A 19,257-nucleotide genomic window follows, 5' to 3' on the forward strand; every position below is an offset into this window, starting at 1 on the left:
GAATCAGTGACTAGAAAGCGGCGTTATTAACGAAAAAACAGACGAGACAACATCAGAAAATGTTGCGGATTAACCGTTCTAGACGGTGCGTTGCAGTTTTGCCGCCGGCAAGGCTGCATTTCACAGCCAGCTTCGTATAATGCCGCCACCTTAAGAGGCGCTCTCGCCCTCCGCAACCTGCTCGGACGTCACATCGCGATGATCAATGCCCTGCGTTTTTTTGGCTGGCCGTTGCTGGTAGGCCTGCTAGTGGCCCTGCTGATCATTCAGCGCTACCCGCATCTGGTAGGGCTCGGCGCCGAGCCGGAGTACAGCCTGCAGCAAGCGCCGCTGATCGGCATCCCCCAGCAAGGCCCTTACTCCTATGCCAACGCAGTCAGCAGCGCTGCGCCCGCAGTGGCTAATCTCTACACCACCAAGGTGATTGATAGCGCCAGCCAGCCGCCCATGCTTAAGGACGATCCGCTGTTCCGGCGCTTCTACGGGGACAACCTGCCGCGTCAACGCCGCATGGAATCGAGCCTGGGCTCGGCGGTGATCATGAGCCCGGAAGGCTACCTGCTGACCAACAACCACGTCACGGCGAATGCGGAACAGATCGTCGTGGCATTGCGCGATGGTCGGGAGACCCTGGCACGGGTAATCGGCAGCGACCCTGAGACCGATCTAGCGGTGCTCAAGATCGACCTGGCGGACCTGCCTGCGATCACCATCGGCCGCTCGGATGGCATTCGCATCGGGGACGTGACGCTGGCGATCGGTAATCCGTTCGGCGTGGGGCAAACCGTGACGATGGGCATTATCAGCGCAACCGGCCGTAACCAGCTGGGTCTCAATACTTACGAGGACTTCATCCAGACCGACGCGGCGATCAACCGCGGTAACTCGGGTGGTGCGCTGGTGGATACTGCCGGCCACCTGATCGGCATAAACACGGCAATCATCTCCGAGTCCGGCGGATCACAGGGCATCGGCTTCGCCATCCCGGTGAAGCTCGCCATGGACGTAATGAAATCCATCATCGAGCATGGCCAAGTCATTCGCGGCTGGCTAGGTGTCGAGGTGCAATCGCTCACACCGGAACTGGCAGAGTCCTTCGGCCAAGCCGGTCGGCCCGGAATCGTTGTTGCTGGTGTCTACCGCGATGGGCCGGCTGAACGCGCTGGTCTGCTGCCGGGCGACCTCATCCTCAGCATCGATGGTGCGCAGGCAAGCGATGGTCGCAGTTCAATGAACCAGGTTGCCCAGGTGCGACCCGGGGACAAAATCGATATCGACATTCTGCGTAACGGCAAGCCGCTGACGTTGACGGCCGAGGTGGGCATGCGGCCGTTGGTGGAGAAAGCTCCGCAATAGCCCGCTCGTTCGGCCAAGCATCAAGCGGGGGGCGTACTCGACGCTCGAGCAGGCCCAGGCTTTGCGTTCGCAGTGAGGCGAAAAACCGTAGCGGTAATTCAACTGAGCAGAGAGGCCACTGTAGGAACGAAACACTCCTGCCCGGTCTTCGCCGAGCGGAGTGTTCGGGGACGGCGATACGATCGAACTAGTCGCTGCTACCACCGACGCCGGAGATAGCAGCTGAATGTGACTGGACGCTTGCAGCGCGCCGGATTAGCCGATGTGCTTTAGCGCATCGAGTAATGCCTGATTCTGCTCCGGCGCCCCGATACTGATCCGCAGAAACTGTTCGATGCGCCCCTGCTTGAAGTGCCGCACGATAACGCCGTGTTCGCGAAGCCCGGCTGCCAGCGCAGCAGCGTCGCGCTGCGGATGCCGGGCGAAGATGAAGTTCGCTGCCGAGGGCAGCACCTCAAAGCCTAACGCCTGCATCGCAACCGTCACGGCCTCGCGACTGGCGATCACCTGCTGGCAGGTTTGCTCAAAATAAGCGCGGTCTTCGAACGCAGCCGCAGCGCCGGCAATGGCGATGCGGTCCAGCGGGTAGGAGTTGAAACTGTTCTTGATGCGCTCCAGCGCCTCAATCAGATCCGGATGCCCTACCGCAAGACCCACACGCAGCCCTGCCAGGGAGCGAGATTTGGATAATGTCTGGGTGACCAGCAGGTTCGGGTAACGATCCACTAATGCGATTGCCGACTCACCGCCGAAGTCGATATAGGCCTCATCGACCACAACGACCGAATCGGGTTTTTTCTGCAGCAGCCGCTCGATGGCCTCAAGCGGCAGCAGGCAACCTGTCGGCGCGTTGGGATTGGGAAAAATGATTCCCCCGTTTGGCCGAGCGTAATCGGCCAGCTCGATCTGAAACTTGTCATCCAGCGCGATAGCCTCATAGGCGATGCCATACAGGGCGCAATAGACCGGGTAGAAGCTGTAGGTTACGTCGGGAAACAGCAGCGGCTTGCCATGCTGGAAGAGCCCGTGAAAGACGTGGGCCAGTACCTCGTCCGAGCCATTGCCGACGAAAACCTGGTCCGGCCGGACGTGATAGTAATCAGCGACGGCGCGCTTGAGTCGCTCACCGTTCGGGTCTGGATACAGGCGCAGGTTGTCGGTCAGCTCGGCCTGCATCGCTGCGAGCGCCTTGGGCGAAGGGCCGTAGGGGTTCTCATTGGTGTTGAGCTTGACCAAATTGGTCAGCTTCGGCTGCTCACCGGGCACATAGGGAACTAGCTCTTTTACGAAGGGACTCCAGAATTTGCTCATCCGCCCTTCTCTCCTCAGAAAATGATCGATTGCCGCCGGGGGGAATCGGTGAGGCGTTCCCTACCGGTCGGGTGGCAAGACAGAACAAGCGAAGCCTCATCCGCTCCGCTTGGTTACAGTTACCCCTTGATTCGGTACTCGGCGCTGCGTGCGTGAGCGGTAAGAGACTCACCCCGCGCGAGTACCGATGCGACTTTGCCCAGCTCGGATGCACCTTCAGCCGAACAGTTGATGATCGAGGAGCGTTTCTGGAAATCGTACACGCCCAAGGGTGACGAGAATCGCGCAGTGCCCGAGGTTGGCAAGACATGATTCGGCCCAGCGCAGTAATCGCCCAACGCCTCGGCTGTGTAACGCCCCATGAAAATCGCTCCCGCATGTCGAATCTGCGGCAGCCACGCATCGGGTTCAGCCACTGATAGCTCGAGGTGCTCGGGCGCGATGCGATTAGCGACATCAATCGCCTGCTGCATGTCAGCAACCTGAATCAATGCCCCGCGCCCCTGCAGCGAGGCGCGAGCGATTTCGCTACGTTCAAGGGTCGGCAGCAAACGGGAGATGCTTTCAGCGACCCGGTCGAGGAAAGCTGCATCCGGGCTGACCAGAATCGACTGCGCATCTTCGTCGTGCTCGGCCTGGGAAAACAGATCCATGGCGATCCAGTCGGGATCGGTCTGGCCGTCGCACACCACCAGAATCTCGGATGGGCCGGCGATCATGTCGATACCGACCTTGCCGAATACGTGGCGCTTGGCCGTCGCGACATAGATGTTGCCTGGCCCGACAATCTTGTCGACTGGCGGGACGCTTTCGGTTCCGTAGGCCAGCGCAGCGACAGCCTGAGCCCCACCGATGGTGAATACCCGATCGACGCCAGCGATGCACGCGGCAGCCAGCACCAGCTCGTTGATTTCACCGCGCGGAGTGGGGACCACCATCACGACCTCCGGCACCCCCGCAACCTTCGCGGGGATGGCGTTCATCAGCACTGACGATGGATACGATGCCTTGCCACCTGGCACGTACAGGCCCGCGCGATCAAGCGGCGTGACTTTCTGACCAAGCACGGTGCCGTCAGCTTCGGTGTAGGTCCAGGATTCCTGCTTTTGCCTTTCATGATAGAGGCGGACACGTTCAGCGGCAGCTTCCAGCGCCTGGCGCTGGGCCGGGCTGATCCGTGTAAGCGCCAGTTCAAGCCGCTCACGCGGCAAAATCAGGTCAGCCATGGAGGCGACTTCAAGGCCATCAAAACGCTGGGTCAACTCCACCAGTGCGGCATCGCCACGCTCGCGGACGGCCTTGATGATCTCCAGCACCCGCTGATTGACACCATCATCGGACACGCTTTCCCAGCTCAACAGATGATCCAGGTGTCGCGCGAAATCGGGATCAGCTGCATTGAGTCGGCGGATGTCGATGGGAGCGGTCATAACGGGCCTCATGAAGGGATGAGTACAGCGATAGTCAGGCGCCCTAGACTAACAAGCCGACCGCGCGGGCACCTGGATATTTAGGCTATGACGCGGATAGGCTGGCCGGCCGTGTACCGCCCGGCTGTTGATCACTCGTGGTGGGCAATGGCGCTCTGGAGCGCATCGATCAGGGCCTGGATGCGCGCATGCTGCATCTTCATTGAGGCCTTGTTGACCACCAGGCGCGAGCTGATCATGGCGATCAGTTCCTGGGGCTCCAACCCATTGGCGCGCAGCGTATTACCGGTGTCGACGACGTCGATAATCTTGTCTGCCAACCCCACCAGAGGCGCAAGCTCCATTGAGCCGTAGAGCTTAATGATATCGACCTGCCGCCCTTGCTCGGCGTAGTAGCGCTTGGCGACGTTGACGAATTTGGTCGCAACCCGCAGACGTCCCTTGGGCTCTGCTGCACCGACCTTTCCGGCCGTCATCAACTTGCAGTTGGCGATCCGCAGGTCCAGCGGCTCGTACAGCCCTTGCCCGCCGTATTCCATCAGCACGTCCTTGCCCGCGACGCCAAGGTCCGCGGCGCCGTGCTCGACATAGGTCGGTACATCCGTGGCACGCACGATCAGCAGGCGCACATCATCTTGCGTGGTCGGGATGATCAGCTTACGGCTTTTTTCCGGATTCTCGGTGGGGACGATACCGGCGGCGGCGAGCAGCGGCAGCGTATCGTCGAGGATGCGGCCTTTGGACAGGGCGATGGTGAGCATGAACGGTTTATTCCTTGAAGCCTATTGATGGCGACCTTGGCATCGGCCCGGGCAATTGCAGACCTCGGCGGTGGGCTGCCAACATCGAGCCGGCAACCCTAGCCTATTCCCTCAGTTAGCCCGGTACGCGGCGAATCTTGGCGCCCAGCAATTGCAGCTTTTCCTCGATGCACTCGTAACCGCGGTCGATGTGGTAGATGCGGTCGATCAATGTATCGCCTTCAGCCACCAGGCCCGCGATGACCAGGCTCGCTGACGCGCGCAGGTCGGTCGCCATGACCGGAGCACCCTTGAGCTTGGGTACGCCGGTCACGATAGCGGTATTGCCCTCGACAAGAATCTGCGAACCCATGCGATTCATTTCGTAAACGTGCATGAAGCGGTTCTCGAACACCGTCTCGATAACCGTCCCAGTGCCTTCAGCGATCGCGTTCATGGCAATGAACTGCGCCTGCATATCGGTCGGAAACGCAGGATAAGGCGCTGTGCGGACATTCACCGCTTTTGGCCGATTGCCCTTCATGTCCAGCTCGATCCAGTTGCTCCCGGTGTCGATGTGGGCACCAGCCTCTTCGAGCTTGTGCAACACCGCCTCGAGCAGCGTCGCATCGGTATCCTTGAGTTTTACGCGCCCGCCAGTGGCGGCAGCGGCCACCAGGTAGGTGCCCGTCTCGATGCGATCAGGCATCACGCTATAACGGCCGCCACCCAGGCGCTTCACACCGTCGATGGTGATGGTGTCGGTACCGGCGCCGGATACTTGTGCGCCCATGGCGTTGAGGAAGTTGGCCAGGTCGACCACCTCAGGCTCACGCGCAGCGTTCTCCAGCACAGAACGACCATTGGCCAATGCCGCCGCCATCATGATGTTCTCGGTACCGGTCACGCTGACTATATCGAAGAAGAAGTGCGCACCGCGCAGGCCGCCAGCTGGCGCCTTGGCCTTGATGTAACCGCCTTCGACGTCGATTTGTGCGCCCATTGCCTCCAGGCCACGTATGTGCAGATCCACCGGACGTGAGCCGATGGCACAGCCGCCGGGCAGGGCCACCTCGGCTTCGCCGAACCGAGCCACCATTGGCCCCAGAACCAGGATCGAAGCACGCATGGTCTTGACCAGTTCGTACGGCGCGACCAGCGTCTGGATGCTGCTGGCGTCGACTTCAACGCTGAGTTTTTCGTCAATGACCGGCTGCACACCCATGCGACCGAACAGCTCGATCATGGTGGTAATGTCGTGCAAGTGCGGCAGGTTGCAGACGGTTACCGGTGTATCGGCGAGCAAGGTAGCGGCCAGAATCGGAAGGGCCGAGTTCTTGGCGCCGGAGATGCGGATCTCGCCGTTGAGGCGGGCACCGCCGGTGATGATCAATTTATCCATGAATGTTCCCGTTACCGCAGGCTCGAAGCACTGGCGAAGAAGAGTCGCGCACGATTTTGACGGTCGCGCACGGACTGTAGAGATGCCTGTTATGACCGGCGATCAGCCACGCGCAAGCCAGTCGGCACGGCTGAAGAATTTCATCGTAACGGCGTGGATGCTGCCGTCGGCGATCCACGGATTCAGATGAGCATAAATCTGTTGCTGACGCTTGACCGGACTCATGCCCGCCAACTCGTCGCTGATCACATTCAATTGGAAGTTGCAGCCCTCGCCTTCGACTTCCACCTGAGCACCTGAAAGCTTCTCTTCCAGAAAATTCTTAACTTCTACGGCCTGCATGTTCAACCTCGATCGGCGCCGGACGCGCACGGCCGGTCATCATACAAAAAAGCCCGGAGGCTGCGAACCCCGAAGCCTCGCTGACTGACGAAGCTGCATTCAGTCGAGCGTTTCGGCATCGGCGTCGCGCCGCTGCGGATGTCGGCTGCTGGGCGCCACCGCGGGGAAACGAGATGACGCGAAGCGCACCACCAGAATAGCCACCGCCAGCAGCAGGATCGCTCCGGAAATATAGACGACACCCATATCCGGACGGTGGTGGTGCGAGACGTCGGAGATCAGCAGTCGGGTCAATGCGGTGATCGCCACATAGATCAAAAAGCGCACCGGCATGTGGTTGGTCTTGAAGTAGATACCCACCATCGCACCGAGCTCGAGATAGATGAATAGCAGCAGAATGTCATCAACGCTGATGCTGCCTTTCTCGACCATGCCCAGAAACGCAACCAACCCCGCCCAGGCGGTGACGGCACCGATCGCGAACAGCGAAAGGTAGTGAAAGGTCTCGACCAGAAGGTTACCCAACGACTCAGCGGCCAAGTGCACCTTGGCCCGCGTCGCTTCCGCCCAGCGCAGCAACATTACACAGCTCCTTCTGTTTCGTCCGCCAGCGAAAGAACATCCAGCAGACCGGATACCCGCGCTAGCTCCCGCATGTCAGCGGGCAAACCAGTAATAACAAGCTCATCGCCCTGTTTCTGCACATCCCGGGTGAAAGCCAAAAGCAAAGACAAGCCGACGCTACTGGATCGTTCAACCGCGGAGCAATCGACCGACACGCGCGCACCCTTGGCCTGACGAATCAGCACCTGCCCCTGCCGACGCAAGGCCGGGCCGGACTGGTAGTCGAGCACGCCCGACAGGCGAATCTCGCCGTCAGCGCCCCGCTCAACCCGTCCGTCACTCATCGCCCGCCGCCCGTTGACCCGCCTCGGTGTCCTTCGCTCGCGCCACTACCTCGGCCCAACCATCGATGGTCTTATCCAGATCACCATTGTTCTTCTGCATCGCATCGGAAAATTGATCTCGGAACAGCTTGCCGATATTGATTCCGTTGATGATGACGTTGCGAACCATCCAAACCCCATCATGATTGACCATGGTGTAGGACACGGGATAAATCTCGCCCTGACGACCCGTCACTTCCATACCGACACTGGTGCGTTCCGGATCCTGCTTGCCACTGGCGGGAAGGACCTTGATCTGCTGATTGTTGTATTCCAGCAGCGCATTTCCGTAGAACTGCATCAGGCTGCGTTTGAAGTTTTCCTGAAAGCGAGTCATCTGGGCAGGGCTCGCATTACGCGAGTACTTCACGGTCATGATGCTCCGTGAAATTCCTTCGGCATCCACCACCGGCCCCAGAATATCGTTGAGCGACTCGTAAAATGCGCTTGGATCCTGCCGGTACTGCTCCTTGTTCGCCTTGAGATCAGCAAGCAATTCATCAGTGGTGCGCTGGATCACTTCATGGGCGCTGGGCGCCGCCTGAGCCAGGAGGGGAAAGGCAGCCAGCAGCACCAGCACGCCGCGACGCAGGGCAGTCATCATGGGTTGCACCTCACTCTTTATTGACTGAATTGAGTAGAAACTTGCCGATCAGCTCTTCCAGCACCAACGACGACTGGGTATCGCGGATCGTGTCGCCGTCGCCGAGTGTTTCCTCTTCGCCACCGACGCTGATGCCAATGTATTTCTCGCCGAGCAACCCGGCAGTCAGGATAGAAGCGGTGGAGTCGGTCGGCAGGATGTCGACGTCTTTCTGAACTTCCAGAGTGACACGGCCGGTATAGCTTTCGCGATCCAGATCGATCGCCGTCACCTTGCCGATGGTCACACCAGCCATGGTGACCTTGGATCGGACACTCAAACCGGCAATATTGTCGAAATAGGCGTACAGCTTGTAGGTATCGGTACTGGCGACGTTCAGACCGCTGACCCGCAGCGACAGCAGCAGCAAGGCCAGAACGCCCGCTAGCAGAAACAGACCAACACCTATTTCCAGGGTGCGGATACGCATCAGAAATCTCCAAACATCAAAGCGGTCAGAATAAAGTCGAGACCGAGTACTGCCAACGAGGCGTAAACCACGGTTCGGGTGGTGGCGCGACTGATCCCTTCGGACGTCGGTTCGCAGTCGTAGCCCTGAAATACCGCGATCCAGGTCACCACGACGGCAAACACCATGCTTTTGATGACGCCGTTCAACACATCGGTAGAGAAGGTGACACTGTTCTGCATGTTGGCCCAGAACGAGCCTTCATAGACGCCGAGCCAGTCCACCGCAACCATGGCGCCGCCCCAGATGCCGACGACGTTGAAGATTACGGTGAGCAAAGGAAGCGATATGAAACCGGCCCATAACCGCGGCGCAACGATGTACTTCAACGGGTCGACACCGATCATCTCCAGGCTGGATAGCTGCTCAGTGGACTTCATGTTGCCGATCTCGGCCGCCAGCGCCGAGCCCGCACGCCCGGCAAACAGCAATGCCGTGACCACTGGCCCCAATTCGCGCAGCAGTGTCAGCGCCACCATTTGCCCCACGGCCTGCTCGGAGCCATAACTACTGAGAATGCTATAGCCCTGGAGAGCCAAGACCATGCCAATGAACACCCCTGAGACCACGACAATCGCGAGAGACAGCACGCCAATCGAATACAACTGCTTGATCAGCAGAGAAAAACGACCGTCCAACCCGCTGGGGCCAAACAATGCGTGAAAAAGAAACAACGTCGCGCGCCCCTGAGCCGCGACTACGTTCATTCCAGCCTCACCTACCAGGCGGACACGCTCGATCAAAGAACGCTTACGCATCTGAGCCTCGCAAAAGATCCTCGGCATAGGCCGGCGCCGGAAAATGGAACGGTACCGGACCATCCGCGGCCCCTTTCATAAATTGCCGAATCCGCGGATTGGTCGATTCGTGAAGCTCCGCCGGCGTCCCCTGCCCCAATACCTGGGCGTCGCCCACCACGTAGATGTAGTCAGCGATGCTCGCGGTTTCGGCCAGGTCGTGGGAGACGACGATACTGGTGATTCCCAGCGCGTCGGTTAGCAATCGAATCAGCTGTACCAGAACGCCCATTGCAATGGGGTCCTGTCCCGCAAACGGCTCGTCGTACATCAGGATCTGCGGGTCGAGCGCGATCGCACGCGCAAGCGCCACCCGTCGTTTCATTCCTCCCGACAGCTCTTCTGGCATCAGCTCGACTGCCCCACGCAAGCCAACCGCCTGCAGCTTCATCAGCACGATGTCGCGAATCATCTCTTCGGGCAGCTTGGTGTGGACGCGTAGCGGGAAGGCGACGTTCTCGAACACATCTAGGTCCGTGAACAAGGCGCCGCTCTGGAACAGCACGCCCATCTGCTTGCGCATGTCGAACAGCTCGCGACGCGACAGCGTCGGCAAATTGGTTCCAGACACCCAGACTTCACCGCGGGTCGGTTTGAGTTGGGCGGCGATCAGGCGCAGCAACGTAGTCTTGCCACAGCCGGAAGGGCCCATGATGGCCGTCACCTTGCCGCGGGGAATGACAATGTCGACGTTATTGAAAATGCTCCGCTCACCGCGCTTGAAGGTCACACCCTTCAGCTCGACGGCGTTAGCGTTGGCGGCGCTCATCGGATCTCCTCGGATACAGCTTGCGAATCAGACGCCCCCCGTTCTTTCGGAGATACTTCGCAGAGCCGTTTTTGGCGGCGCGAACTATAGCACCGCGCCATGTGCACCCCAAGCTGGTCTCTGTGTCGTTGCATGAGCGAGCGCACATTCGTTCAGCCTGGGTTCAGCTTCAAACGCGACGATCCGCGCCAGGCTTTTCAGTGAGCGGCGTCCGGTTTACCGCTATAATCCCGCGTTTTCATTCAGGCGATGACCCATACATGAGCCAGAGCAGCCAGTTGATCGAGACTGCCCAACGCACCATCCGCATGGAAATGGAGGCGGTGGAACAGCTCAGCACACGCATCGATGAGCACTTCGTCAAAGCCTGCGAGCTGATCCTGCAGAGTAAGGGCCGAGTCGTCGTCGTCGGCATGGGCAAGTCTGGGCATATCGGCAATAAGATCGCCGCCACGCTCGCCAGCACCGGCACCACGGCGTTCTTCGTCCATCCGGCCGAGGCCAGCCATGGCGACATGGGAATGATCACGCATGATGACGTGGTGCTGGCGCTTTCCAATTCGGGAACCACCAGCGAGATCGTCACCTTGCTGCCGTTGATCAAGCGCCTCGGCATCACCTTGATCAGCATGACGGGCAACCCCGAGTCAGTGCTCGCAAAGGCGGCAGAGGTCAACATCGACGCCAGCGTCGCCATCGAGGCCTGCCCCCTGAACCTGGCACCGACTTCATCGACGACCGTCAGCCTGGTACTAGGTGATGCGCTGGCGATTGCGCTGCTGGAAGCGCGTGGCTTTACTGCCGAGGATTTCGCCTTCTCACATCCGGGCGGCGCTTTGGGCAGACGCCTACTGCTGAAGGTCGAGCATGTGATGCACGCTGGTGATCGCCTGCCGCTGATCAATCGTGGCACATCCCTCCGCGAGGCCCTGTTGGAAATGACCCAGAAAGGACTTGGGATGACGGCCGTGGTAGAGGCAGACGGCCGCCTGGCGGGGATCTTCACCGACGGCGACTTGCGCCGCACGCTGGACAAGGGCATCGACATTCGTCAAGCCAGCATCGATCAGGTCATGACACTGCATGGCAAGACCGCTAACGCCGACATGCTTGCTGCCGAAGCACTGAAAATTATGGAAGACAACAAGATCAACGCGCTCGTGGTGGTTGATGAAAACGACCGACCGATTGGCGCGTTGAACATGCACGATCTGTTGCGCGCAGGAGTGATGTAAGTGAACGACTTATTACGGCGTGCCCGCGACATTCGCTTGGCCATATTCGATGTCGATGGCGTACTCACCGACGGCAAACTGTACTTCCTTGTCGATGGCAGCGAGTTCAAGACCTTCAACACACTCGACGGCCACGGCATCAAGATGCTGATCAATTCCGGCGTACGCACCGCGATCATCAGCGGCCGCAAGACGCCGGTGGTTGAACGCAGGGCGCAAAACCTGGGCATCCAGCACCTTTATCAGGGGCGTGAAGACAAGCTCGTGGTGCTTGATGAATTGCTCGGCGAACTCGGCCTGGACTACGCCGAGGTCGCGTATCTCGGTGATGACCTACCAGACCTGCCGGTGATTCGCCGGGTAGGCCTGGGCATGGCGGTCGCCAGTGCCGACGCTTTCGTTCGTCAGCATGCTCACGGCGTCACCACCGCCCGTGGTGGCGAGGGCGCGGCGCGAGAATTCTGCGAACTGATCATGCGAGCCCAGGGCCGCCTCGAAGCCGCTCAGACCGCTTACCTCTAGAGGCATCCATGCTAAGCAGACTCCGCTTCCCCGTCATCCTGCTATTCATCGCCCTGCTTCTGATCGCGATTGGCTACTGGAACATTCGCCCCGAGAGCTTCATGCAGGACGCTCCAGCGACACAGGGTCAAGAGTCGCCCATCGACTTCTACGTCACCAACTCCCGCACCGTGCAATACCAGCCGGACGGCAAGCGCAACTATGAGCTGACTGCCGAAAAGGTGGAGCATATCAAGGCCAGCGATGTCAGCTTGCTGACCCGCCCCGACCTTCGGTCCTTTCGAGGTTCCGAGCTACCGTGGCACGTCACCAGCGAGCGCGGCGAAGTGGGCCCGCAGGGCGAGCAAGTCGAGCTGATCGACAACGTCAGGATCGAACGCAATGACGCCAAAGGCCGCCCGACGATCATTACCACCAGCAGGATGACGGTGCTCCCCGAGAAGGATTATGCCGAGACCCGCCAACCCGTTAGAATCATCGCCGCAAACGGTGTAACGACCGCTACGGGCATGAAAGCGTATCTAGATGAAGGCAGGATGCTCCTGCTATCCAACGTAAGAGGCCAGCATGAGCTGCGTTAAGACCCTCCCCCTTTTGATCGGTTTGACTATCTTCCTGCTCGGTTCGAACGCCCATGCGCTCCCAGAGGACCGCAACCAGCCTATCCGTGTGCAGGCCGACACCGCCGAACTGGACGACCGACAGGGCGTCGCCGTGTATCGCGGCGATGTGGTCATCACCCAAGGCACCATGAAAATTACTGGCGACACGGTCACCATCACCCAGGCCGAAAACGGTGATGTCGAGGTTTTCACCGCCATCGGCAAGCCGGCCTACTACGAGCAGAAACCAGCGGTAGACAAGGAAATCGTCACGGCCTATGGGCTAACCATCCAGTATTTCGCCGCGAACGAAAGGATCGTGCTGATCGACCAGGCCAAGGTCGTGCAGGAAGGCAACACTTTCGAAGGCGAAAAGATCGTCTATGACACCCAGAGGCAGATCGTCAATGCTGGTCGCGCCACCAATACTGATGTCACCACTCCACGCCCTCGTGTGGACATGGTCATCCAGCCGCGTAATAAAGATCAGCCGGCAACGGAGCAGACCGAGTAATGGCAATTCTCAAGGCCCAGCATTTAGCTAAGAGCTATAAGAGTCGTCAGGTCGTGCGTGATGTCAGTCTCTCCATCGAAAGCGGCCAGATCGTGGGCCTGCTGGGCCCAAATGGTGCCGGCAAGACCACCTGCTTCTACATGATCGTCGGTTTGGTAAAAGCGGATCAGGGCCGGGTCCTGATCGATGACCAGGACGTGACGCACCTGCCCATGCACGGCCGAGCCCGAGCCGGTATTGGCTATCTGCCGCAGGAAGCCTCGATCTTTCGCAAGCTGTCGGTAGCCGACAACATTATGGCGATCCTTGAAACGCGCAAGGACCTTGATCGCAGCGGTCGGCAACAAGCCCTCGAAGGCCTGCTGCAGGAGTTTCACATTCACCACATCCGTGACAGCCTCGGCATGAGCCTGTCCGGTGGCGAACGACGCCGCGTCGAGATAGCCCGCGCCCTGGCCACGGCACCCAAGTTCATTCTTCTTGACGAACCCTTCGCAGGCGTCGACCCCATCTCGGTCGGCGACATCAAGCAGATCATTCATCACCTGAAGGCCAAGGGCATCGGCGTCCTGATCACCGATCACAACGTCCGCGAAACGCTGGATATCTGCGAAACCGCCTACATCGTCAACGACGGTCAATTGATCGCCGAAGGCGACGCAGAGACCATCTTGGCCAACCAGCTGGTCAAGGAAGTCTATCTGGGACACGAATTCCGACTTTGAAGTCGTTTTTTCTGCCCGGACGAACCTACAGGGCTAGGCAAAGGCTTCAATGGCAGGCATATAATTTGCTTACACGGGCGCGCGGCGCCAGCGAAATCGGAACAGGCGCGGTTGCGCCGGCAAAAAAGGTTCGAAGTCCTCTGCCATGAAACCATCGCTAGTCCTGAAGATGGGCCAGCAGCTGACGATGACACCGCAGCTGCAACAAGCCATACGATTGCTCCAGCTATCCACGCTTGATCTCCAACAAGAGATTCAGGAAGCGCTGGATTCCAATCCCATGCTCGAGCGCGAAGAAGACGGGGATGATTTCGACAACTCCGATCCGATGGCCGAGTCTGTCGAAAAGAAAAGCGAAAGCCCTTCGACTGACTCAACCGTGCAAAGCGAGCCGGACAACAATTACGAGGAGCCCATCAACACGGTGGAGAACCTCGAAGAAGGCGACTGGGGCGACCGCATCCCAAATGAGCTGCCGGTAGACACCGCTTGGGAAGACATCTATCAGACCAGCGCCAGCAGCTTGCCGAGCAGCGATGACGATGAGTGGGATTTCACCAGCCGGACCTCTAGCGGCGAAAGCCTGCAAAGCCATCTGCTCTGGCAACTCAACCTCGCACCGATGAGCGATACCGACCGTCTCATCGCGGCCACCCTGATCGATTGTATCAATCCACAGGGTTATCTCGACGAAACGCTTGAAGAAGTACTCGAGTCGTTTGACCCCGAGCTTGAAATCGAACTCGACGAGATCGAGGTGGTGCTGCGCCGAATTCAGCAGTTCGAGCCCGCAGGCATCGGAGCGCGTGACCTGCGTGAATGCCTGCTGCTGCAGCTTCGTCAACTGCCCGAACGCACCGAGTGGCTGAGTGAGGCCATCCGGCTGGTGAGTGACCACCTGGATATTCTTGGCGGGCGCGATTACAGCTTGCTGATGCGCAGGATGAAGCTCAAAGAAGACGAACTGCGCCAGATCATCGACTTGATTCAAACGCTCAATCCACGCCCCGGCTCTCAGATCGAAGCGGGTGAGCCCGAATATGTGGTGCCTGACGTTATCGTGCGCAAGCACAATGGCCGCTGGTTGGTGGAACTGAATCAGGAGGCAATGCCTCGCCTGAGGGTAAACGCGCAATACGCCGGGTTCGTCAAACGGGCCGATTCAAGCGCGGATAACACCTTCATGCGAAACCAGCTGCAAGAAGCACGCTGGTTCATCAAAAGCCTGCTCAGCCGCAACGAAACGCTGATGAAGGTGGCCACCCAGATCGTCGAGCATCAGCGGGGCTTTTTCGAGCACGGCGACGAGGCCATGAAGCCGCTAGTGCTGTACGACATCGCCGAAGCGGTGGGTATGCATGAGTCGACCATTTCGCGGGTCACGACGCAAAAGTTCATGCACACGCCCCGGGGCATCTATGAACTCAAATATTTCTTTTCGAGCCATGTGAGCACTGCCGAAGGCGGCGAGTGCTCGTCCACTGCCATCCGCGCAATCATCAAGAAACTGGTGGCCGCGGAAAACCAGAAAAAGCCATTGAGCGACAGCAAGATCGCTGGTCTACTGGAGGAACAGGGGATTCAGGTCGCACGCCGCACCGTCGCAAAGTACCGCGAATCACTCGGTATCGCGCCATCCAGCGAGCGCAAGCGGCTGATGTAACACCAGAGCACTGGTCGAGTTCTTCCGAATGGCGGGCTTGCTGCCCACCAATCCGCATGTGGCAAAAAGGAGATGCAGTATGCAAGTCAACATCACTGGCCTTCACCTGGAAATCACAGAACCCCTGCGTGACTACGTCGAAGAGAAATTCGAGCGGTTAGAACGGCATTTCGATCGCATCATTGCCATTCAAGTCGTTCTTCAAGTCGAGAAGCTGAGGCAGAAGGCCGAAGCGACCTTACATGTAGCTGGCCGCGAAGTTGTCGCTAACGCCGAGCACAGCGACATGTACGCCGCGATCGATCTGCTTGCGGACAAGCTCGATCGGCAGCTCATCAAGCACAAAGAAAAACAGCTCGACCACCATCAGGGCGCCCTGGCTCGCTAACCCATCATGATCCGAATCGAAAATATCCTAACCCCCGGCCGCGCCCTAGTGGGCGTACCGGGCGGCAGCAAGAAGCGCGTACTGGAGCAGATCGCCAAGGTGCTTGGTGGGGATCTGCCAGATCTTGATAGCCAAGCGATCTTTGAAAGCTTCATCGCCCGCGAGAAGCTTGGCTCAACCGGCTTCGGCAATGGCATTGCTATCCCGCACTGCCGTATGCCCGGCTGCACATCGCCGCTCAGTGCAGTGCTGAGACTCGATACACCAGTAGATTTCGATGCAATCGACGGCGCTCCCGTCGATCTATTGTTCGTATTGCTGGTGCCAGAAGCAGCCACCGATGAACATCTGGAGCTGCTTCGCCAGATTGCCAGCATGCTGGATCGCGAAGAGGTCCGTGAACGGCTGCGCGGGACCACGTCGGGACAGGAACTGTATCAGGCTGTGATGGATATTCAGAACGGTCGTTAGTTGGCCGTCCGGGACAACATAAGCGGTGGCTGGCAATCCCAACCACCGGGTTCCCTGGAACAAAGCCTAAGGCTGGACCGAGGTTAACAGACGGAAAAACGCACCTTGATTGGCTATCGATGCGTTCTGGCTGGGGTCGAGGCCGTGGCTGTTTTAACGAGACATGTCTACTCGAGTAGTTTCCCAACAGCCTGCTAGGACAGAGCAATATTCTGTCGCCCTAAGCTGAGTGAGGAAAGAAACGTGCCCCTTATCTGCCAATACACACCCTGCCGGCGCGACGCGAAAAAAGGTTTTCGAGGCCAAGCCTTGCTGAATGGAACAGTTCGATGCGGTTGATCATCGTCAGTGGGCGCTCTGGATCGGGCAAGAGCACTGCGCTAAATGTCCTTGAAGACAATGGTTTCTACTGTATCGACAACCTTCCCGCCGGCCTTCTGCCAGAGCTGGCAGAAAGGGCACTGTTGCACACAGAGCTGCTGCAGCCACAAGTCGCGGTATCTATCGATGCGCGCAACCTGCCGAGTCAACTGAAACGCTTTCCCGAGCTGCTCGAAGATGTCCGTGCCCGATATATCCAGTGCGATGTACTGTATCTCGATGCCGCCGACGAGACATTGCTTAAGCGCTTTTCGGAGACCCGTAGGCGGCATCCGCTGACCAACCAGAACCGCTCCCTGGCCGAAGCCATCCGTGACGAAGAACTGCTTCTGGCGCCTATCATCGATCACGCCGACCTGAAGATCGACACCACGCACCTGAATCTTTATCAGCTGCGAGACACGCTGAAGCTTCGCCTGCTGGACAAGCCAGAGCCGGGTACGGCTTTTCTCTTCGAGTCCTTTGGCTTTAAACGTGGCATGCCGGTTGACGCCGATCTGGTATTCGATGTGCGTTGCCTGCCGAATCCTTACTGGAAGGCCGATCTGCGCGATTTTTCGGGGCTGGATCAGCCTGTTGTCGATTATCTCGCTGCACAAACGGACGTCGAGGAAATGTTCCAAGACATCCTGGCCTACTTGAGCAAGTGGCTTCCCCGCTTCGCCGCCAGCAACCGCGCCTATGTCACGGTCGCCATTGGCTGCACCGGTGGGCACCACCGCTCGGTCTATCTGGCCGAGCGGCTCGGTCATGCGCTGCGCGCACCTCTAAAGAACGTCCAGGTCCGCCACCGCGACCTGGCTTAGGAATACACATGCCGTCGTGCGAAATCACCATCATCAACAAGCTCGGTCTGCATGCCCGGGCAGCTGCCAAGTTTGTCGGCGTTGCTAATCGATTCCCTTGCGACATCCGATTGGGGCGCTGCCCCTCCAGCCTCATAGATGGCAAAAGCATCATGGCGGTGATGATGCTCGCTGCCAGTAAAGGCACCCGTTTGCACGTGCAGACAGAGGGCGAGCAGGAGCATGAAGCGCTCCAGGCGCTGATCGCCCTGATCGAAGACTATTTCGAAGAAGGCGAATAGCAAGCGGCAAACGCGGCCGATAACAAGGGCTTCAGGCCAGATAACGCCAGGTGTTCTCCTGTACGTTATCTTTTCGCTTTGCTTGCTACTGATTATCTACTGACCCGCCACCTTCATGCGCTCGATCAGCACCGACCCGGTGTGAATGCTGCTGCGCGACTCGACGTCACAGCCAACCGCAACGATCTGCCGGAACATGTCCCGCAGGTTTCCCGCGATGGTGACCTCCTGCACCGGAAACTGAATCTCGCCGTTCTCGACCCAATAACCACCGGCGCCGCGCGAATAGTCACCCGTCACCAGGTTCAGGCCCTGGCCCATCAGCTCGGTGACCAACAGCCCACGCCCCATACGGCGGATCAATGCGGCCTGGTCTTCATCACCTTGGGTGACGAAAAGGTTGTGTACCCCACCCGCATTCGCAGTACTGGGCATGCCCAGCTTGCGCCCGGAATAGGTGCCAAGCACATAAGAGACCAGCTTGCCATTCTCGACGAACGGCTTGGCATAGGTCGCCAGGCCATCGCCGTCATAAGCCGAACTGGCCAGCCCGCGAGGCAGATGCGGACGTTCGTCGAGATTCAGCCACTCAGGAAACAGCGTCTGCCCCAGTGCGCCTTCTAGATAGGACGAGTTTCGATAGAGATTCCCGCCAGAGATCGCCGCGAGAAAATGTCCAAATAGCCCCGTCGCGAGGTCCGCGGAAAACAACACCGGCACATCGCAGGTCGGTACAGGGCGCGCACCGAGCCGGCGAACGGCACGCTCGGCGGCACGCCGGCCAATCGACTCAGCAGAGGCCAGGTCAGCTGCCACACGCGAGACATCGTAGTGATAATCCCGCTGCATCTGCCCGTCGGCCTCGGCAATCATCACGCTGCTGAGGCTGTGACGAGAACTGCAATAAGCACCGATGAAGCCATTGCTGTTGCCATAACCACGGCACCCCTGGTGGGTGCTCAGGCTGGTGCCGTCGGCGTTGAGAATGCGTTTGTCCGTAGCGAAAGCCGCCGCCTCGCAACTGAGCGCCAGCTCGATGGCTTCGTCAGGAGAGATCCCCCAAGGATGATAGAGATCCAGGTCCGGCACCTCCTTCGCCATCAACGCCGGATCAGCAAGCCCGGCAAACTCGTCGGCAGACGCGTGTTTGGCGATCGCCAAAGCAGCCGCTACGGTTTCGCGGACCGCTTCGTCGCCGCTGCCAGTCGTGCTCGCCGAGCCTTTGCGCTGGCCGACGTAAAGCGTGATGCCGAAGCCCTGATCGCGATTGAATTCGACCGTTTCCACTTCCCGCTGGCGGACCGTTGTGGACAGGCCCTGCTCCATCGAGACGGAGACTTCGCAGGCACTAGCACCTTGTCGGCTGGCCTCCTCTAAGATCTTCTCGACCTTTTCACGCAAGCCTGGCAACGCATGCGGACCGATCCCCTCGACTTCACTCATACATACTCCAACAACTGATT

The 19,257-nt window shown here is 59.1% G+C and carries 23 protein-coding genes; 11 read left to right on the top strand and 12 right to left on the bottom strand.

The window, feature by feature from the left end; all coding sequences use genetic code 11:
* The first annotated feature begins 198 nt into the window (after positions 1 to 198).
* A complete protein-coding gene (gene algW / locus ACIGHL_RS10255) occupies positions 199 to 1,356 on the top strand; it encodes a Do family serine endopeptidase AlgW (RefSeq protein WP_045424755.1) in 1,158 nt (385 codons plus the stop codon).
* Positions 1,357 to 1,611: 255 nt separating this feature from the next.
* On the opposite strand, the gene hisC is transcribed toward algW, so the two are convergent.
* The 11 genes from hisC to ACIGHL_RS10310 form a co-directional block, all read right to left on the bottom strand.
* Positions 1,612 to 2,667 carry a histidinol-phosphate transaminase gene (hisC, locus tag ACIGHL_RS10260; RefSeq protein ID WP_446697544.1) on the bottom strand — a complete coding sequence of 352 codons (1,056 nt, stop codon included), beginning with the start codon at positions 2,665 to 2,667 and terminating at the stop codon, positions 1,612 to 1,614.
* Positions 2,668 to 2,786: 119 nt separating this feature from the next.
* Positions 2,787 to 4,097, bottom strand: a complete 1,311-nt coding sequence (hisD, locus tag ACIGHL_RS10265; protein WP_446697543.1) for a histidinol dehydrogenase — start codon at positions 4,095 to 4,097, stop codon at positions 2,787 to 2,789.
* Between the two features lie 131 nt (positions 4,098 to 4,228).
* Positions 4,229 to 4,858 (bottom strand): ATP phosphoribosyltransferase, encoded by a 630-nt coding sequence (hisG, locus tag ACIGHL_RS10270; protein ID WP_045424748.1) that lies wholly within the window; start codon positions 4,856 to 4,858, stop codon positions 4,229 to 4,231.
* A 115-nt stretch (positions 4,859 to 4,973) separates the two neighbouring features.
* Positions 4,974 to 6,239 (bottom strand): UDP-N-acetylglucosamine 1-carboxyvinyltransferase, encoded by a 1,266-nt coding sequence (murA, locus tag ACIGHL_RS10275; RefSeq protein WP_446697542.1) that lies wholly within the window; start codon positions 6,237 to 6,239, stop codon positions 4,974 to 4,976.
* Between the two features lie 102 nt (positions 6,240 to 6,341).
* Positions 6,342 to 6,581, bottom strand: a complete 240-nt coding sequence (locus ACIGHL_RS10280) for a BolA family protein (protein WP_045424742.1) — start codon at positions 6,579 to 6,581, stop codon at positions 6,342 to 6,344.
* Positions 6,582 to 6,680: 99 nt separating this feature from the next.
* Positions 6,681 to 7,163 (bottom strand): phosphate-starvation-inducible protein PsiE, encoded by a 483-nt coding sequence (locus ACIGHL_RS10285; RefSeq protein ID WP_045424739.1) that lies wholly within the window; start codon positions 7,161 to 7,163, stop codon positions 6,681 to 6,683.
* Positions 7,163 to 7,489 (bottom strand): STAS domain-containing protein, encoded by a 327-nt coding sequence (locus ACIGHL_RS10290; protein WP_128120040.1) that lies wholly within the window; start codon positions 7,487 to 7,489, stop codon positions 7,163 to 7,165. Before ACIGHL_RS10290 ends, ACIGHL_RS10285 begins: the two co-directional genes overlap by 1 nt.
* Positions 7,482 to 8,132, bottom strand: coding sequence for an MlaC/ttg2D family ABC transporter substrate-binding protein (locus ACIGHL_RS10295; RefSeq protein ID WP_128120041.1), 651 nt, complete (start codon positions 8,130 to 8,132; stop codon positions 7,482 to 7,484). The genes ACIGHL_RS10290 and ACIGHL_RS10295 overlap by 8 nt, the downstream gene beginning before the upstream one ends.
* A gap of 10 nt (positions 8,133 to 8,142) precedes the next feature.
* Complete coding sequence (mlaD, locus tag ACIGHL_RS10300) at positions 8,143 to 8,601, bottom strand: outer membrane lipid asymmetry maintenance protein MlaD (protein ID WP_045424730.1); 459 nt, start codon at positions 8,599 to 8,601, stop codon at positions 8,143 to 8,145.
* Positions 8,601 to 9,398 carry a lipid asymmetry maintenance ABC transporter permease subunit MlaE gene (gene mlaE, locus ACIGHL_RS10305; protein WP_128120042.1) on the bottom strand — a complete coding sequence of 266 codons (798 nt, stop codon included), beginning with the start codon at positions 9,396 to 9,398 and terminating at the stop codon, positions 8,601 to 8,603. Before mlaE ends, mlaD begins: the two co-directional genes overlap by 1 nt.
* The gene (locus ACIGHL_RS10310) at positions 9,391 to 10,206 is read right to left on the bottom strand and encodes an ATP-binding cassette domain-containing protein (RefSeq protein WP_046163078.1); all 816 of its coding nucleotides are present in this window, start codon (positions 10,204 to 10,206) and stop codon (positions 9,391 to 9,393) included. Before ACIGHL_RS10310 ends, mlaE begins: the two co-directional genes overlap by 8 nt.
* Before the next feature lie 260 nt (positions 10,207 to 10,466).
* On the opposite strand from ACIGHL_RS10310, the gene ACIGHL_RS10315 reads away from it, so the two are divergent.
* The 10 genes from ACIGHL_RS10315 to ACIGHL_RS10360 all read left to right on the top strand — a co-directional run bounded on the left by ACIGHL_RS10315 (position 10,467) and on the right by ACIGHL_RS10360 (position 17,794).
* Positions 10,467 to 11,441: a KpsF/GutQ family sugar-phosphate isomerase gene (locus tag ACIGHL_RS10315; RefSeq protein ID WP_128120043.1), complete on the top strand. Its 975-nt coding sequence runs from the start codon at positions 10,467 to 10,469 to the stop codon at positions 11,439 to 11,441.
* On the top strand, positions 11,442 to 11,963 hold the full coding sequence (locus tag ACIGHL_RS10320; RefSeq protein WP_128120044.1) for a KdsC family phosphatase: 522 nt from the start codon (positions 11,442 to 11,444) through the stop codon (positions 11,961 to 11,963). It begins immediately after the preceding gene.
* An 8-nt stretch (positions 11,964 to 11,971) separates the two neighbouring features.
* The gene (lptC, locus tag ACIGHL_RS10325; RefSeq protein ID WP_128120045.1) at positions 11,972 to 12,544 is read left to right on the top strand and encodes an LPS export ABC transporter periplasmic protein LptC; all 573 of its coding nucleotides are present in this window, start codon (positions 11,972 to 11,974) and stop codon (positions 12,542 to 12,544) included.
* Complete coding sequence (lptA, locus tag ACIGHL_RS10330; RefSeq protein WP_128120046.1) at positions 12,531 to 13,079, top strand: lipopolysaccharide transport periplasmic protein LptA; 549 nt, start codon at positions 12,531 to 12,533, stop codon at positions 13,077 to 13,079. The genes lptC and lptA overlap by 14 nt, the downstream gene beginning before the upstream one ends.
* Positions 13,079 to 13,804, top strand: coding sequence for an LPS export ABC transporter ATP-binding protein (lptB, locus tag ACIGHL_RS10335; RefSeq protein ID WP_045424713.1), 726 nt, complete (start codon positions 13,079 to 13,081; stop codon positions 13,802 to 13,804). Before lptA ends, lptB begins: the two co-directional genes overlap by 1 nt.
* Positions 13,805 to 13,949: 145 nt before the next feature.
* Entirely contained in the window at positions 13,950 to 15,467 is a 1,518-nt protein-coding gene (locus ACIGHL_RS10340) for an RNA polymerase factor sigma-54 (RefSeq protein WP_128120047.1), read from the top strand.
* A 79-nt stretch (positions 15,468 to 15,546) separates the two neighbouring features.
* A complete protein-coding gene (hpf, locus tag ACIGHL_RS10345) occupies positions 15,547 to 15,855 on the top strand; it encodes a ribosome hibernation-promoting factor, HPF/YfiA family (protein WP_045424707.1) in 309 nt (102 codons plus the stop codon).
* A gap of 6 nt (positions 15,856 to 15,861) precedes the next feature.
* Positions 15,862 to 16,326, top strand: coding sequence for a PTS IIA-like nitrogen regulatory protein PtsN (gene ptsN, locus ACIGHL_RS10350; RefSeq protein ID WP_128120048.1), 465 nt, complete (start codon positions 15,862 to 15,864; stop codon positions 16,324 to 16,326).
* Positions 16,327 to 16,655: 329 nt separating this feature from the next.
* Positions 16,656 to 17,513 (top strand): RNase adapter RapZ, encoded by an 858-nt coding sequence (rapZ, locus tag ACIGHL_RS10355; RefSeq protein ID WP_064480521.1) that lies wholly within the window; start codon positions 16,656 to 16,658, stop codon positions 17,511 to 17,513.
* An 8-nt stretch (positions 17,514 to 17,521) separates the two neighbouring features.
* Positions 17,522 to 17,794: an HPr family phosphocarrier protein gene (locus tag ACIGHL_RS10360; protein ID WP_128120049.1), complete on the top strand. Its 273-nt coding sequence runs from the start codon at positions 17,522 to 17,524 to the stop codon at positions 17,792 to 17,794.
* A 96-nt stretch (positions 17,795 to 17,890) separates the two neighbouring features.
* Here ACIGHL_RS10360 and pmbA read toward each other — a convergent pair whose 3' ends face one another.
* Positions 17,891 to 19,237 (bottom strand): metalloprotease PmbA, encoded by a 1,347-nt coding sequence (gene pmbA / locus ACIGHL_RS10365; RefSeq protein WP_128120050.1) that lies wholly within the window; start codon positions 19,235 to 19,237, stop codon positions 17,891 to 17,893.
* Between the last annotated feature and the right edge of the window lie 20 nt (positions 19,238 to 19,257).

Origin of the sequence: Pseudomonas sp. NPDC077451 (assembly GCF_044543345.1) — a bacterium.
In the GTDB taxonomy this organism is placed as follows: Bacteria; Pseudomonadota; Gammaproteobacteria; order Pseudomonadales; family Pseudomonadaceae; genus Stutzerimonas.

Excerpts from the sequence above, each read along its gene's own strand:
- ACIGHL_RS10290 (WP_128120040.1), bottom strand. The coding sequence starts at position 7,489 with ATGAGTGACGGACGGGTTGAGCGGGGCGCTGACGGCGAGATTCGCCTG.
- murA (WP_446697542.1), bottom strand. The coding sequence starts at position 6,239 with ATGGATAAATTGATCATCACCGGCGGTGCCCGCCTCAACGGCGAGATC.
- pmbA (WP_128120050.1), bottom strand. The coding sequence starts at position 19,237 with ATGAGTGAAGTCGAGGGGATCGGTCCGCATGCGTTGCCAGGCTTGCGT.
- rapZ (WP_064480521.1), top strand. The coding sequence starts at position 16,656 with ATGCGGTTGATCATCGTCAGTGGGCGCTCTGGATCGGGCAAGAGCACT.
- lptB (WP_045424713.1), top strand. The coding sequence starts at position 13,079 with ATGGCAATTCTCAAGGCCCAGCATTTAGCTAAGAGCTATAAGAGTCGT.
- ACIGHL_RS10340 (WP_128120047.1), top strand. The coding sequence starts at position 13,950 with ATGAAACCATCGCTAGTCCTGAAGATGGGCCAGCAGCTGACGATGACA.
- ACIGHL_RS10280 (WP_045424742.1), bottom strand. The coding sequence starts at position 6,581 with ATGCAGGCCGTAGAAGTTAAGAATTTTCTGGAAGAGAAGCTTTCAGGT.
- lptC (WP_128120045.1), top strand. The coding sequence starts at position 11,972 with ATGCTAAGCAGACTCCGCTTCCCCGTCATCCTGCTATTCATCGCCCTG.
- ptsN (WP_128120048.1), top strand. The coding sequence starts at position 15,862 with ATGATCCGAATCGAAAATATCCTAACCCCCGGCCGCGCCCTAGTGGGC.
- ACIGHL_RS10310 (WP_046163078.1), bottom strand. The coding sequence starts at position 10,206 with ATGAGCGCCGCCAACGCTAACGCCGTCGAGCTGAAGGGTGTGACCTTC.
- algW (WP_045424755.1), top strand. The coding sequence starts at position 199 with ATGATCAATGCCCTGCGTTTTTTTGGCTGGCCGTTGCTGGTAGGCCTG.
- ACIGHL_RS10285 (WP_045424739.1), bottom strand. The coding sequence starts at position 7,163 with ATGTTGCTGCGCTGGGCGGAAGCGACGCGGGCCAAGGTGCACTTGGCC.
- ACIGHL_RS10315 (WP_128120043.1), top strand. The coding sequence starts at position 10,467 with ATGAGCCAGAGCAGCCAGTTGATCGAGACTGCCCAACGCACCATCCGC.
- hisG (WP_045424748.1), bottom strand. The coding sequence starts at position 4,858 with ATGCTCACCATCGCCCTGTCCAAAGGCCGCATCCTCGACGATACGCTG.
- hisC (WP_446697544.1), bottom strand. The coding sequence starts at position 2,667 with ATGAGCAAATTCTGGAGTCCCTTCGTAAAAGAGCTAGTTCCCTATGTG.
- hpf (WP_045424707.1), top strand. The coding sequence starts at position 15,547 with ATGCAAGTCAACATCACTGGCCTTCACCTGGAAATCACAGAACCCCTG.
- lptA (WP_128120046.1), top strand. The coding sequence starts at position 12,531 with ATGAGCTGCGTTAAGACCCTCCCCCTTTTGATCGGTTTGACTATCTTC.
- mlaD (WP_045424730.1), bottom strand. The coding sequence starts at position 8,601 with ATGCGTATCCGCACCCTGGAAATAGGTGTTGGTCTGTTTCTGCTAGCG.
- hisD (WP_446697543.1), bottom strand. The coding sequence starts at position 4,097 with ATGACCGCTCCCATCGACATCCGCCGACTCAATGCAGCTGATCCCGAT.
- ACIGHL_RS10295 (WP_128120041.1), bottom strand. The coding sequence starts at position 8,132 with ATGATGACTGCCCTGCGTCGCGGCGTGCTGGTGCTGCTGGCTGCCTTT.
- ACIGHL_RS10360 (WP_128120049.1), top strand. The coding sequence starts at position 17,522 with ATGCCGTCGTGCGAAATCACCATCATCAACAAGCTCGGTCTGCATGCC.
- mlaE (WP_128120042.1), bottom strand. The coding sequence starts at position 9,398 with ATGCGTAAGCGTTCTTTGATCGAGCGTGTCCGCCTGGTAGGTGAGGCT.